Below are 13,446 nucleotides of genomic sequence, written 5' to 3' on the forward strand. Positions count from 1 at the left end.
CCGAAACCGCTTCACACTTTTCGGTATCATCATCCAGGCTATTTCCGCTGAAACTTCTTCCGCGCCGCGCGCATCACACTCTCGGCGAGGATCAGCAGGCAGCCGAGGAGAAGCAGAGCGGCGGCGAGCAACGCGTCGGTATGGGCGAATTTCACCAGCACGCCGACGACGGCGATCAGCAGCAGCGCCGCCAGCGCCAGCGCGCCGTCGTCGACGAACATGCCGAAGAATTCCTTGAACGCGACTTTAAGAATATTCGTCATGCGGCGACCTCGGCATGGGCGTTGAAATACTGGCGCAGCACCCGGACCGCGGCGAAGGAAAAGACGGCGAGCACGGCAAGGATCGCCAGGAGCGAAAGGTCGGCGCCCGGCCACTCTGCACCGATGCCCTCGCCGACCCAGAATATGCCGAAGGCGCTGAGCAGCAGCCCGACGACGAATTTGAGGCTGTTCTCCGGAACCGCTGAAAGCGGTTTGTGCACGAAGAGGCCGATGATCAGCACCAGCAGGCAAGCCGCGGCAGCCCCAAGGCTGGCATAACCGATCATGCCATGTCCGGCGCCGGTGGCGATGACGATGAACACCACTTCGATCCCCTCGAGCAGCACGGCCTTGAAGGCCGCAATGCCCGCCAGCAAATTCGCGCGACGCTCTGCGGATTGGCGTCTCAGACTATCCGTCTCGGCCGCAAAGGCTTTTTCCTCGTCGTGCAGGGCGATGAAACCAGAAGCCCTGAGGATCGCCTTGCGCAACCAGCGCAGGCCGAAGAGAATGAGCAGCGTTCCGATGACGAACTGCATCAACTCGACCGGAATGAGGCCGAGCAACGGACCGAGCGCCAGCACAAGAATGGCCAGAACGCCGAGTGCAAGACCGGTACCGATGAAGGCCGGACGCCAGCTTTGCGTGACGCCGACGGCAAGGATGATGGTGAAGGCTTCGACGACCTCGACGAAGGAGCCGAGAAATGCGGCCGTGACCGTCGAGGTGATCGTTGTCAGAGTTGCCATGGGTTCTGTCCGTTATGCCGGCGGAGATCAAAGCCTTGTTGATGCCGGCAGCACTGTGCAACAGCTGCGAGAAAGGGAAAAGGCATGCGCTGCCAAAGATTGTGCATGAAGGGCGATCCCTATCTCTCCGCCGCCTGCGCCATGGACGGGACAGGAGAGCTATCTGCTATCACCGTTTTCAGCCTCGGCGCCATCGTCCGGAGCGCGGCTTGGAACGAAGCGTTTCGAGATCAGCCAGCAGCCGAGCGCCCAGAGCGCGCCGGCGCACCATCCGGCGAAGACGTCCGTGGGGTAATGAACGCCGAGATAGATGCGGCTCAAACCGACAATGACGGCGAGGAAGACGCCGGCGCCCATGACGAAGATCCGCGTCGACCGGTAACGCTGTGTCCGCGCCAGCAGCGCCCCGAGCGTCAGATAGGTCACCGCTGAGACCATCGCATGTCCGGAGGGAAAGCTGAGATCGCTCACTTCGACGAGATGCGGCACGATGTCGGGACGTGGCCGGGCAACAAGGATCTTCAGCGTCGTGCTCGCCAGCCAGCCAGTCAGCACCGAGGAAAAGACGAAGATCGCGATCGGCCAGCGCCGGTCGAGCATGAGATAGACGGTGATGAGAACCGTCAGCAGCGAGAGAACGGTGACGCCGCCGAGGCTGGTGATATCGTCGACGGCATGTGTCAGCCAGGCGGGCCCGATCGGCACCGCAAGTTCGCCCGGTCGCCGCAACGCCAGCAGGATCGCTTCGTCGAAGCGGAATGTCTCGCCCTCCAGGACTTCGCTCGTCAATCGCTGGAGCACAAACAGCCCACCTGCAACGGATGCCAGCATAATGAGCGTCAGCGGCTCATAGGCGGTAAGCCGTGCCAAAAATCCGTGTCGTTGAACCTCGGACATACCTGTCATCAAACTCCGTTCACATGTTGTCGTCCCTCGCCAGATTGGCAATGCAGACCCAGGATTCAAGTCCTCGCGGCATTCAAAAACAGTCCTGCGGGCCGCCGGCGCCGGATCTCCGGCACTTGGTAGCAAAAGCTCAACCTTCTTTTGCTATCGCTGGAGTTGATTGCGTTGGAGATGGTTCGGCAATGAAAATTCTCACTGCGATGATCCTGATGGCCGCCGCCCTGCAGCCGGTTTCGGCCTTGGGCGAGACCGAGTGGATGGGCGGCGCAAGACAATGGTCGGTGGGTTTTGCAAGCGAGAAGCCGCCCTATTGTCGCCTGCGGTGGGACAGCGAACTCGGCAAGACCATGGAATTCCGCCAGAGCGCCAGCGAGACCTTCTGGCTGGTGGCAAAGAGCACCTGGGACATTCCAGCCGACACCAAGACCGAAGTGACGCTGACCGATCGCAATTTGACGAAAGTCGTCGCCGCCGAATTCTTCGACAAGACCACGCTTCGCCTCTGGCCTCCGGCCAGCAAAGGAAGCGGCGGACTGAAGAAGATCATCAAGAATTCCTTCGCCGGAACCCCTGACGTGCAGTTGACCTTTGCCGGCGACGAAGGCGACTGGACGCTGCCGCTGTCGCGGGTGGACCAGCTCTACCCGACCTATCTCCAATGCCTCAAACGTCTCGAGGCCGGCGGAAAGCCCAAGCAGGATTCCGAAACCAGCAAGCCGTTCTGACGAGATCAGCCGAGCGGCGGCGGCGCGGTCTCGCGGATCAGGCTGCGCACAGTCTCGATATCGCCGTTGAGCGGCCGCTCGTCGCCATAATGGGAAACATGCTGGCGCACGACCTGGTAGACAAGGCCCGTGCCGGCCGCCCGCGGCGCCTTTGCCGCCAGGAAATCATGTGCCTGGGCCGCCGCCATCAGCTCGATCGCCAGGATATATTCGGCATTGTCGATGATGGCGAGGAGCTTGCCGGCGGCAGCTGTGGGATGCGCCAGGAAGTCCTCCTGCAGGCCGGAAGTCAGCCCACCGTCCATGGCCGCGGGTGCGGCAAGGCGGCGGTTCTCGTTGCTGAGTGCGGCAGCGGTATATTGGGCGATCATGAAGCCGGAATGGCTGCCGGCATCGCTCGCCAAAAAGGGCGGCAGACCACTCACCAGCGGATTGACGAGCCGGTCCATGCGCCGTTCGCTGATCGCTCCGATCTGTGCGAGCGCAATGGCCAGGCTATCGGCCGCCTGCCCGAGCGCTGGGGCAACAGCATGCGCCTCGGAAGAGACGATCGGTTGTTCCGGCGTGCCTGAGACAGCCGGATTGTCGGTCACCGAAGCAAGCTCCTGATCGACGACGCGGGCGGAATTATCGAAGACATCGCGGGCAGCGCCATGGGCATGCGGCACCGAACGAAGGCTGAGCGCATCCTGCGTGCGCCGGCCGAAGGCGGCGGCGACAAGGCCGCTGCCCTGAAGCCGCGCACGCAGCGTCGCTCCCACCTTCTCTATGCCGGCCGATGGGCGCAACGCCAGCACCGCTGCGTCGAAGGCGGCGATCTGGCAGCCTGCCGCTTCCAGCGTCAGCGCCGCGATCGCATCGGCCCAGTCGAGCAGCGGTTCGGCGCGGGAAAGCGCAACGGCCGTCAGGCCAGTGGCACAGGCCGTGCCGTTGACCAGGCTCAAGCCCTCCTTGGCGCCGAGCACCAACGGTTCGAGGCCGATCGCGGCAAGCGCCTCGCGGCCGCTCAGGCGCCGGCCGGCCAACTGAGCGCTGCCTTCGCCAATGAGGACCAGCGCAATATGGGCATTGTGGACGAGGTAACCGGCAGAGCCCTTGGACGGCACGTCGGGAATGCAATCATGTTCCAGCATGGCAGCGAGATGCTCTACGATCTCGCGCCGCACGCCGGAGTGGCCATGGGCAAAATTGGCAATCTGCGCTGCGATGATGGCGCGCACCTCGCGGGCATCAAGCAATGGCCCGACGCCGCAGGCATGGCTGAGCACGATGCTGCGCGACAGCAGGCTCTGCGAGGCACGATCGACCACGGTATCGGCGAGCGCCCCGACGCCGGTGTTGACGCCATAGGCCCGCACCCCCGTCTCGACGATGCGCGCGACGATGCGGCTTGCCTGTTCGACCCGCGCCCAGGCGCCGGGCGACAGCGACAGCGCCTCCCCTGCCCCGACGCGCGCGACATCGCGCCAGGTCAGCAATGCATCGATGGTGATCGTCATTGACCGCTTCCGAAATGGCCGATGAACTGGCGGAAAGCGGGTGTGGCGCCGCCGGTGAACATGTCGTCCGGCTTGCCGCTGCTTTCGATCAACCCTTCGCGCATGAAGACGACGCGGTTCGAGACGTTGCGGGCAAAGCTCATCTCATGGGTGACGACGAGCATGGTCATGCCCTCCTCGGCCAGCGCGCGCATGACACGCAGCACCTCGCCGACAAGCTCGGGGTCCAGCGCCGAGGTCGGCTCGTCGAAGAGCATGACCTTCGGTTTCATCGCCAGCGCCCGGGCGATGGCGGCGCGCTGCTGCTGGCCGCCGGAGAGATGGGCGGGATAGGCATGGCGCTTGTCGGCGATTCCGACCTTTTCAAGCAGTGCCTCGGCCTCGGCGATGCAATCGGCCCGCGGACGCTTCAACACATGGATCGGCCCCTCGATGACATTCTGCAGGATCGTCATGTGGGACCAGAGATTGAAGGACTGGAACACCATGCCGAGTTCGGAGCGGATATGGTCCACCTGCTTCTGGCTGGCGGGTTTGCTCTTCCCGTTCTTGTGAACCATTTGAATATGCTCGCCGTCGACCCAGATCTCGCCGTCGCTGGCGGTTTCAAGCAGGTTGATGCAGCGCAGGAAGGTCGATTTGCCGGAGCCGGAGGCGCCGAGCAGCGAAATCACATCGCCGTCTTCGGCATCGAGGGAAATGCCGCGCAGGACCTCGTGCGTACCGAAGCTCTTGCGGATATTGCGGACCGAAAGTCGGGTGACGCCTGGCATGAGTGCTCCAATGGTTAGGCCGCTTACGCCTTCAGCGCCTGCGGAATGGCGCGGCGATGTCGGGACAGCGAATATTCGAGCAAGGCCATGCCCTGCAGGATGATGAAGTTCAGGACGAGATAGATGATCGCCGCGCAGAGGAAGACTTCCATCGTGCGGTAGGTCTGCGAGATCAGCCGCTGGGCCACACCGGTGACCTCCCAGACGGTGACGAGGCTTGCGAGCGCCGTCGACTTCATCATCAGCACGATCTCGGTGGAATAGGCCGGCAGCGCATGGCGGAAGGCAATCGGCGCCAGGATGCGGCGCACCAGCAGGAAGCCGGACATGCCGATCGAGCGCGCCGCCTCTATCTCCTTCGGCGAGACGGCACGGATGCCGCCGCGGAAGATCTCGGCCGTGTAGCCGGCCGTGCAGAGCGCCAGCGACAGCACGGCGCAGACCATCGGCTCACGCAGGAACGGCCAGAGGAAGGAGTAACGGATGACGCCGAACTGGCCGAGGCCGTAGAACACCAGGAACATCTGGATCAGGAGCGGCGAGCCACGGAAGACGAAGATGTAGCCCTTGGCGAAGCCCGAAAGCACCGGATTGCCGCTGACCCGCATCCAGACGATGACGAGCGCCAGCAGGCCGCCGCAGAGGATCGACAGGGAAAACAGGATGAGCGTTGTCGGTACGGCCTTGAGCAGGGTGACCATGGTCGAGGCGATGAAGGTGAAATCCATCATTCCCTCCTTACGCCTGGCCCATGGCGGATGCCGGCATGCTGCGGTTGGCGCGGCGCTCCGCCCCGTTGAAGATGCGGTCCGAAAGGCTGGTCAGGATCAGATAGAGGCAGCCGCCGGCGATGAAGAACAGGAAATATTGCCGGGTCGAGCCCGCCGCCACTTGGCTGGTGCGCATCAATTCGGCAAGGCCGGTGACGGAGACCAGCGCCGAATCCTTGAGACTGAGCTGCCAGACATTGCCGAGGCCGGGAATGGCCAGGCGCAGCACCTGCGGCATGATGATGCGGCGAAAGCGCAGGCCGCGATGCATGCCGATCGCCGAGGCCGCTTCGAGCTCGCCCTTGGAGATGGCGAGGAAGGCGCCGCGGAACACCTCCGCCTGGTAGGAGCCGGAAATGATGCCGACGGCAAGCGCGCCGGCGATGAATGAAGGCAGACCGAGGAAGCCCTCGTAACCCATCGCCTGGCCGATCGAGGTGACGGCCGAGGAGCCGCCGAAATAGATGAGATAGATGATCAGCAGTTCGGGAACGCCGCGAAATACGGTCGTATAGACGTTGCCGAGCGTGACGAGAACAAGATTGCCGGAGAGTTTTGCCGCCGCGACGGTGGCGCCGAGCACGGCGCCGATCGCCAGCGCCGTCGCCGTCACAGCCAGCGTCATCAAGGCGGCGGCAATGAGCAGCGCGCCCCATCCGGTCGAGCCGAAGCCGAGCAGTTCCAAGCTTGCCATATCGTCCGTTCCCCGTCCGTGGCAGTGTTTTGCGGATTGACAATAACATGCTGTCTCCGGCGATAAAGCCGGAGACAACATGTTTGCGGCCGAAAGGCCGAAACGCTTATTCCTGCGGGCTGACGTCGACCTGGAACCACTTCATCGACAGGTTCTTGACCGTACCGTCGGCAAGCGTCGACTTGATCGCTTCGTTGAACTTGTCGCGCAGGTCCGTATCGGCCTTGCGGATGCCGAGGCCTTCGCCCTCGCCCCAGATCGAGCCGACGATCTCGGGGCCGGTGAAGGCGAGCGTGTCGTTGGCGGTCTTGAACGCGTTGGCGAAATAGACGGCATCGTCGAAGCCGAGGTCGATGCGGCCGTTCTGCAGGTCGAGGTCGCGGTCGGCGCCGGTCTTGTATTCGCGGATTTCGGCAATATCGCCGAAATTGTCATAGACGAACTTGGCGTAGACGGTCGCCGCCTGGATGCCGATCGTCTTGCCCTTGAATGCGGCCTTCAGCGCGTCGATCTCCTTCACGCCGGTCTGGCCGGGCGTCATCTTGATCGTGGCGCCGGTGCCGGCGGCCTTTGCCAGCGGGCTGTCCTTGGCGGTCGCGAAGGCGGCAGGGGTGGCGGCATAGGGAATGGTGAAATCGATCACCTGCTTGCGCTCTTCGGTGATCGACAGCGCATCCATGATGACGTCGAACTTGCCGGCGTTGAGCGCCGGGATCATGCCGTCCCAGTCGGAAGCAACCAACGTGCACTCAATCTTGGCGCGCTCGCACAGCACCTTGGCGAGTTCGGGCTCGAAACCGCCGAGCGTGCCGTCGGCATTGGTGAGGTTCCAGGGCGCATAGGCACCTTCGAGCGTGATGGTCGCCTTCGTCCAGTCCTTGGAAAAGGCCGGCGCGGCAAAAGCGGTAAAAGCCGCCACACCGCAAAACAGGATTGCGCTAAATTTCATTTGTGAATTCTCCTCTGGAGTTGAAACAGACCTTGCGGCACCACGGCCGATCTGCGCCGGCTTGCCCTTTCCCGTCCTATTTCTGTTTTAAGGACCGATTGGGAGGTTGTATATGGTACCATATGAGATATTTTGTGATATGCAAGAGGAAAGTCGCTTTATGCGGCGAATTCCCTTCGTGCAAAAGGAATAGGCAATGAAGCGTTCCGGCGAGATGAAGCGCGAACTGGCGGAAAATGACAGCACGCCGCTCTATGCCGGCGTCAAGCAGGTGATCCTCGACCGCATCCACAGCGGCGAGTGGCCGCCGAAATACCGCGTGCCGTCGGAAAACGAGCTGGTCGTCGAGCTGGGCGTCAGCAAAATGACCGCCAACCGGGCGCTGCGCGAACTTGCCAATGAGGGCGAACTCGTCCGCATCCAAGGCGTCGGCTCCTTCGTCGCCGAGCGCAAGGGTTATTCGGCGCTGTTCGAGGTCCGCAACATCGCCGAGGAAATCGCCGAACGCGGTCATGTCCACGAAGCCTCCGTCGTCGTTCTCGCCCAGGAAACAGCCTCTCCCGAGGTTGCCGACGCGCTGGAACTGCCGATTGGCGCTGCGGTTTTCCACTCGCTGATCGTCCACAGCGAAAACGGCGTTCCGGTGCAGATCGAGGACCGCTTCGTTCATCCGGAGGCGGCCCCGGAATATCTCGACCAGGATTTTTCGACGCTGACGCCGAACGCCTATCTGACGGCCGCAGCCCCGCTCAGCGGTTCAGAGCATGTCGTCGAGGCGGCGATGCCGCAGGCCTGGGAATGCAAGTTGCTGACCATCATGAAGAGCGAACCCTGCCTGACGATCCGCCGGCGCACATGGTCGGCAAAACAGGTGGTATCGACCGCCCGCCTCGTCTATCCCGGTCACCGCTACCGGCTGGAAGCGCGCAGCGGCAAGATGTTCGAGGAATGAAAGCATCGGCCATGTTGTATATGGAACATGGCCGTTATTGTGACGCCGGCGTGAACCGTGCCACCAGCGCGTGACGATCGCCCGGATAGGTGAAGCGCACATGCGTCACCGGCCCGGCGCCGCTCCAGGTGCGGCGTTCGACCACGAGACAGGCGGTGTTGCGTGCTATATCGAGCGCTGCGGCCACTTCGGCATTGGCGGAGACGGCATGGATCCGGTGTTCGGCCGTACTCCAGGGCACCTGGTTGAGCAGCCAGGGACCCGGCGCCATCGCCAGGAAATCGGCATTGGCCGCCTCCGGCACCGTCGCAAGGCTGATCAGTCGCTCCTCCAGGCAAAAGGGCCGCGCGCCGGCATTGTGGATGCAGACGACCTCGACGACCGAGGACGCCACAGGCAGTTCCAGCCGGCGGCTGTCGTCCGCCTTGGCCTTGCGGCTCGTCTTCTTCGATACCGCATAGGAGTAGGGCAGGTTCAGCGACTGAACCTCGGCCTTGATATCGTGGATTTCGAGAACGGCCGATTGCGCCTGCGGCTGGGTGACGAAGCTGCCGGACTTCTTGCGCCGCTCGATGAGGCCGGCCTTGGCAAGCTGGGTCAGAACCTTGTTCACCGTCATGCGCGAACAGTCATACTGTGTGGCGAGATCGACCTCGAAGGGAATACGGTGCCCCGGCGGCCATTCGCCTGAGACGATATGGCCCTCGATGTCGCTCAGGATGCGCTGATGCAAGGTGGGATCCCTGCTTTGGTCCATTACCACGCTCCGGTTGGCTCCCCGCTATCTCTTTGTTTTAGCGCAATTCCGGACGCAAACCGCTACGCACTTTTGCTGGAATTGCTCTAATTCGAATATCGGGATGGGAAAAGCTCTTTTTCAGGCGGCAAGCAATTCGCCCATTGCGGCCAGGAACCGCCGGTCGATAGCGTCGCGTTCACGGTGGCGACCGCCCTCCACCTGCTTGCGGCCGCGCGCCCAGACGCAATCGACGGAAACGCCGCGGGCAAACAGCCAGTGGTCGAGGATCTGATCACCCGCGAGATAGGGAACGGCTGAAATATCGAGCGAAACGATATCGGCATGATGGCCCTCGGCGAGACCTGCCGGCGCTTTCAGCGCGGCACCGCCGCCGGCAAGTGCATGCGTGAACAGCGAAAGCGCCGTCGAACCGCCGGGGGTTGCGACGACATTGCGGGCGCGAAGCGCCAGGCGCTGCGAATATTCGAGCTGGCGCAGTTCCTCCGGCACGGAGATCAGCACGTTGGAATCCGAGCCGATGCCGTAACGCCCGCCCTCTTCGAGGAAGAGTGGCGCGGCAAAGGCGCCGTCGCCGAGATTGGCTTCGGTGATCGGGCAGAGGCCGGCGATTGCGCCGCTTTTCGCCATCCGCCGCGTTTCGTCCTCGGTCATGTGCGTTGCATGGATCAGGCACCAGCGTTCATCCACGGACGCATGATCGAGCAGCCATTCCACCGGCCGCGCGCCGGACCAGGCGATGCAATCCTCGACCTCTTTCACCTGTTCGGCGACATGGATATGAATGGGACCGTCGCCGGCCATCGGCACGAGCCTCGTGAGTTCCTCGGGTGTCGCGGCGCGCAGGCTGTGCGGCGCCAGCCCGAGTTCGGCGCCATCGAGCCGGCCGGTCACTGCCCGGCATCCCTCCATCAGTCTTTCGAAGCTTTCGAGCGAATTGATGAAACGCCGCTGGCCGTCGATCGGCGCAGCGCCGCCAAAGCCGGAATGGGCGTAGAAGACCGGCAGCAATGTCAGGCCGATGCCGGTCTCTGCGCTGGCAGCGCCGATGCGTTCGGCAAGCTCGGCGATATTGGCGTAAGCGCTGCCATCCCTGTCATGGTGGAGATAGTGGAACTCGCCGACGCGGGAAAAGCCGGCTTCCAGCATTTCCGCATAAAGCTTGGCCGCGACGGCCTCGACATGCTCGGGCGTCATCGCCAGGGCAAACTTGTACATAACAGTGCGCCAGCTCCAGAAGCTGTCGTTGGCCGGGCCGCGCACTTCCGCAAGGCCGGCCATCGCCCGCTGGAAAGCATGGCTGTGCAGGTTCGCCATGGCGGGAACGAGCAGCGTGTGGCGTTCATCGCCCGGCTCGGGAGAAACGCCGATTTCGACCCGCGCGATGCGCCCGGCCTCGAGCGTCAGCCGTACATTCTTCTGCCAGCCTTCCGGCGTCAGCGCCGTGTCTGCGTGAAGCGTGGTCATCGCCTTCCCTCTCCTCTTGCCGCGCCGCCGATCTTTCTTTTCCAGAAAAGCGCGCAAAATTTCACTTGTCACCTGTTGATTATGTATATACATGTTTTGACATAAGGAAAGGCGCAAAGCTGATGACCGGGAACAATTTTTCAGAGGAAGCCTCATCCGCCGACGTCAGGCCGGCGCTTTGGCGCAATGCGCGGCTCGCCACGCTTGCGCCTGGTAAAGAAGGCCTCGGCATCGTCGAAAAGGGCGCCGTGCTGATCGAGAATGGCCGTATCACCTTTGCCGGTGCCGAAAGCGATCTGCCCGCATCGGCCATCGAACATTCCGAGATCGTCGATCTCGAAGGCCGCTGGGTGACGCCCGGCCTCGTCGACTGCCACACCCATATCGTCCACGGCGGCAACCGCGCCCGCGAATTCGAAATGCGCCTTGCAGGCGCCACCTATGAAGAAGTCGCGCGCGCCGGCGGCGGCATCGTCTCCTCGGTGAAGGCGACCAATGCGCTGTCGGTCGAGGAGCTCGTCGCCGAGGCCCTGCCGCGACTCGACACACTGCTTGCCGAAGGCGTGACGACGATCGAGGTCAAGTCCGGTTACGGGCTGAACCGAACCGGCGAAGTGAAGATGCTGCAGAGCGCCCGCCTGCTCGGCCATATCAGACCGGTGCGCGTCGCCACCAGCTATCTCGGCGCCCATGCGACGCCGGTGGAATATAAAGGCCGCAACGGCGATTATCTCGATGATGTCGTCCTGCCCGGTCTCGACGATATGTTCAATCTCGGTCTCGCCGATGCCGTCGACGGCTTCTGCGAGGGCATCGCTTTTTCCACGACGGAGATCGCCCGCGTCTTCGACAAGGCCAAAGCGCTTGGCCTGCCGGTCAAGCTGCATGCCGAGCAGCTCTCCAATCTCGGCGGCGCCAAGCTCGCTGCATCCTACGGCGCACTTTCGGCCGATCACCTCGAATATCTCGACGAAGACGGCGTTGCGGCGATGGCCGCAGCCGGCACCGTCGCCGTGCTGCTGCCCGGCGCCTTCTACGCCATCCATGAGAAGCAGAAGCCGCCGGTCGAAGCATTGCGGCGGGCAGGCGTGCCGATCGCGATCGCCACCGACTGCAATCCCGGCACCTCGCCGCTCACCTCGATGCTACTCACCATGAACATGTCGGCGACGCTGTTCGGCCTGACCGTCGAGGAATGCATCGCCGGCGCCACCCGCGAAGGCGCCCGTGCGCTCGGCCTGCTCGACAAGACAGGAACGATCGAGCCCGGCAAGTCCGCCGATCTCGCCGTCTGGAATATCGAAAGCCTCGCCGAACTCGTCTACCGCATCGGCTTCAACCCGCTTCACTCGCGTATCTTCAAGGGCGAAAGGAACGGTCGATGACCATCACGCTCCATCCAGGCTCCGTCTCGCTCAAGGATTTGGAAATCATCTATTGGACCGGCGAGCCGGCAAGGCTCGATCCCGCCTTCGATGCCGGCATCGCCAAGGCCGCCGCCCGCATAGCCGAGATCGCCGCCGGCAATGCCCCGGTCTACGGCATCAATACCGGCTTCGGCAAACTTGCCTCGATCAAGATCGACAGCGCCGATGTCGCGACGCTGCAGCGCAATCTCATCCTGTCCCACTGCTGCGGCGTCGGCGCGCCGCTGCCCGACAATATCGTCCGGCTGATCATGGCGCTGAAGCTGGTCTCGCTTGGCCGCGGCGCCTCCGGCGTGCGGCTGGAGCTGGTACGGCTGATCGAAGGCATGCTGGAAAAAGGCGTCATCCCGCTGATCCCGGAAAAAGGCTCGGTCGGCGCCTCCGGCGATCTTGCGCCGCTGGCCCATATGGCGGCGGTGATGATGGGCGAGGCCGAAGCCTTCTTCGCCGGCGAACGCCTCCCGGGCGCGCAAGCCCTCGAAAGGGCCGGGCTGAAACCGGTGGTGCTCGCCGCCAAGGAAGGCCTGGCGCTCATCAACGGCACACAGACCTCGACGGCGCTGGCGCTGGCCGGCCTGTTCCGCGCCCATCGCGCCGCACAATCGGCCTTGATCACCGGCGCCATGTCCACCGATGCCGCCATGGGCTCTTCGGCACCCTTCCATCCGGATATTCATACTTTGCGTGGCCACAAGGGCCAGATCGATACGGCCTCCGCCCTTCGCGCCCTGCTCGAAAACTCCATCATTCGCCAGAGCCATATCGAGGGCGACGAGCGCGTGCAGGATCCCTATTGCATCCGCTGCCAGCCACAGGTCGACGGCGCCTGCCTCGATCTGCTGCGCTCGGTCGCCCGCACGCTCGAAATCGAGGCCAACGCGGTCACCGACAATCCGCTGGTGCTGTCGGACAATTCCGTTGTCTCCGGCGGCAACTTCCACGCCGAACCCGTCGCCTTCGCCGCCGACCAGATTGCGCTCGCCGTCTGCGAGATCGGCGCGATTTCGCAGCGCCGCATCGCGCTGCTGGTCGATCCCACCCTCTCCTACGGCCTGCCGGCCTTCCTCGCCAAGAAGCCGGGCTTGAACTCCGGCCTGATGATCGCCGAGGTCACCTCGGCGGCGCTGATGTCTGAGAACAAGCAGATGTCGCACCCGGCCTCAGTCGATTCGACGCCGACCTCGGCCAATCAGGAAGACCATGTCTCCATGGCCTGCCACGGCGCCCGCCGCCTGCTTGGGATGACGGAGAACCTGTTCGCCATCATCGGCATCGAGGCGCTGACCGCCGCCCAAGGCGTCGAACTGCGCGCGCCGCTGTCGACAAGCCCGGAACTGAGCAAGGCGATCGCCGCCATCCGCAGCGAGGTCCCGACCCTCGATACCGACCGCTACATGGCAAACGACCTCGCCGCCGCTGCCGAACTGGTGGCGACGGGCGCGCTGAACGCCTCGGTTTCAACAGGCATATTGCCGGTATTGGAGGGTTGATCGTGATGTATGTGCATTTGGGTAT

Annotated in this window: 14 protein-coding genes; 4 read left to right on the plus strand and 10 right to left on the minus strand. The window is 63.4% G+C overall.

Translation table 11 applies throughout. From position 1 onward, the window contains the following. Positions 1 to 38 precede the first annotated feature (38 nt). The 3 genes from FHT79_RS04365 to FHT79_RS04375 all read right to left on the minus strand — a co-directional run bounded on the left by FHT79_RS04365 (position 39) and on the right by FHT79_RS04375 (position 1,909). Complete coding sequence (locus FHT79_RS04365; protein ID WP_063475984.1) at positions 39 to 263, minus strand: hypothetical protein; 225 nt, start codon at positions 261 to 263, stop codon at positions 39 to 41. Beyond that, positions 260 to 1,012 (minus strand): TMEM165/GDT1 family protein, encoded by a 753-nt coding sequence (locus FHT79_RS04370; RefSeq protein ID WP_097630774.1) that lies wholly within the window; start codon positions 1,010 to 1,012, stop codon positions 260 to 262. Before FHT79_RS04370 ends, FHT79_RS04365 begins: the two co-directional genes overlap by 4 nt. A gap of 159 nt (positions 1,013 to 1,171) precedes the next feature. Next, positions 1,172 to 1,909 (minus strand): phosphatase PAP2 family protein, encoded by a 738-nt coding sequence (locus FHT79_RS04375; protein ID WP_097595646.1) that lies wholly within the window; start codon positions 1,907 to 1,909, stop codon positions 1,172 to 1,174. 191 nt (positions 1,910 to 2,100) lie between these two features. Between FHT79_RS04375 and FHT79_RS04380 the strand changes: the two genes are divergently transcribed. Next, entirely contained in the window at positions 2,101 to 2,643 is a 543-nt protein-coding gene (locus FHT79_RS04380) for a hypothetical protein (RefSeq protein ID WP_097595645.1), read from the plus strand. A gap of 5 nt (positions 2,644 to 2,648) precedes the next feature. Here the strand turns inward: FHT79_RS04380 and hutH (FHT79_RS04385) are convergent, their stop codons facing one another. The 5 genes from hutH (FHT79_RS04385) to FHT79_RS04405 all read right to left on the minus strand — a co-directional run bounded on the left by hutH (FHT79_RS04385) (position 2,649) and on the right by FHT79_RS04405 (position 7,328). Then, on the minus strand, positions 2,649 to 4,142 hold the full coding sequence (gene hutH / locus FHT79_RS04385) for a histidine ammonia-lyase (protein ID WP_183902988.1): 1,494 nt from the start codon (positions 4,140 to 4,142) through the stop codon (positions 2,649 to 2,651). Continuing rightward, positions 4,139 to 4,915, minus strand: a complete 777-nt coding sequence (locus tag FHT79_RS04390) for an ATP-binding cassette domain-containing protein (RefSeq protein ID WP_047614846.1) — start codon at positions 4,913 to 4,915, stop codon at positions 4,139 to 4,141. The genes hutH (FHT79_RS04385) and FHT79_RS04390 overlap by 4 nt, the downstream gene beginning before the upstream one ends. A 23-nt stretch (positions 4,916 to 4,938) precedes the next feature. Beyond that, positions 4,939 to 5,643 (minus strand): ABC transporter permease subunit, encoded by a 705-nt coding sequence (locus FHT79_RS04395; RefSeq protein ID WP_028759049.1) that lies wholly within the window; start codon positions 5,641 to 5,643, stop codon positions 4,939 to 4,941. Between the two features lie 10 nt (positions 5,644 to 5,653). Continuing rightward, positions 5,654 to 6,379: an ABC transporter permease subunit gene (locus FHT79_RS04400; protein ID WP_028759048.1), complete on the minus strand. Its 726-nt coding sequence runs from the start codon at positions 6,377 to 6,379 to the stop codon at positions 5,654 to 5,656. A gap of 106 nt (positions 6,380 to 6,485) precedes the next feature. Then, the gene (locus FHT79_RS04405; protein WP_028759047.1) at positions 6,486 to 7,328 is read right to left on the minus strand and encodes a transporter substrate-binding domain-containing protein; all 843 of its coding nucleotides are present in this window, start codon (positions 7,326 to 7,328) and stop codon (positions 6,486 to 6,488) included. A 196-nt stretch (positions 7,329 to 7,524) separates the two neighbouring features. Here FHT79_RS04405 and hutC (FHT79_RS04410) point away from each other — a divergent pair, with 196 nt between their 5' ends. Further along, on the plus strand, positions 7,525 to 8,280 hold the full coding sequence (gene hutC, locus FHT79_RS04410) for a histidine utilization repressor (protein ID WP_028757215.1): 756 nt from the start codon (positions 7,525 to 7,527) through the stop codon (positions 8,278 to 8,280). A gap of 34 nt (positions 8,281 to 8,314) precedes the next feature. Here hutC (FHT79_RS04410) and hutC (FHT79_RS04415) read toward each other — a convergent pair whose 3' ends face one another. Together hutC (FHT79_RS04415) and FHT79_RS04420 are read right to left on the minus strand one after the other, a co-directional pair. Continuing rightward, positions 8,315 to 9,037 (minus strand): histidine utilization repressor, encoded by a 723-nt coding sequence (hutC, locus tag FHT79_RS04415; RefSeq protein WP_028756042.1) that lies wholly within the window; start codon positions 9,035 to 9,037, stop codon positions 8,315 to 8,317. A 120-nt stretch (positions 9,038 to 9,157) separates the two neighbouring features. Beyond that, the gene (locus FHT79_RS04420; protein WP_097595643.1) at positions 9,158 to 10,504 is read right to left on the minus strand and encodes a formimidoylglutamate deiminase; all 1,347 of its coding nucleotides are present in this window, start codon (positions 10,502 to 10,504) and stop codon (positions 9,158 to 9,160) included. Positions 10,505 to 10,626: 122 nt separating this feature from the next. Here FHT79_RS04420 and hutI point away from each other — a divergent pair, with 122 nt between their 5' ends. Both hutI and hutH (FHT79_RS04430) read left to right on the plus strand, forming a co-directional pair. Further along, on the plus strand, positions 10,627 to 11,889 hold the full coding sequence (hutI, locus tag FHT79_RS04425; RefSeq protein ID WP_183902989.1) for an imidazolonepropionase: 1,263 nt from the start codon (positions 10,627 to 10,629) through the stop codon (positions 11,887 to 11,889). After that, the gene (hutH, locus tag FHT79_RS04430) at positions 11,886 to 13,421 is read left to right on the plus strand and encodes a histidine ammonia-lyase (protein ID WP_063475975.1); all 1,536 of its coding nucleotides are present in this window, start codon (positions 11,886 to 11,888) and stop codon (positions 13,419 to 13,421) included. Before hutI ends, hutH (FHT79_RS04430) begins: the two co-directional genes overlap by 4 nt. The last annotated feature ends 25 nt before the right edge of the window (positions 13,422 to 13,446 follow it).

The sequence above is a fragment of the Rhizobium sp. BK212 genome (assembly GCF_014197475.1).
Classification (GTDB): Bacteria; Pseudomonadota; Alphaproteobacteria; order Rhizobiales; family Rhizobiaceae; genus Rhizobium; species Rhizobium anhuiense.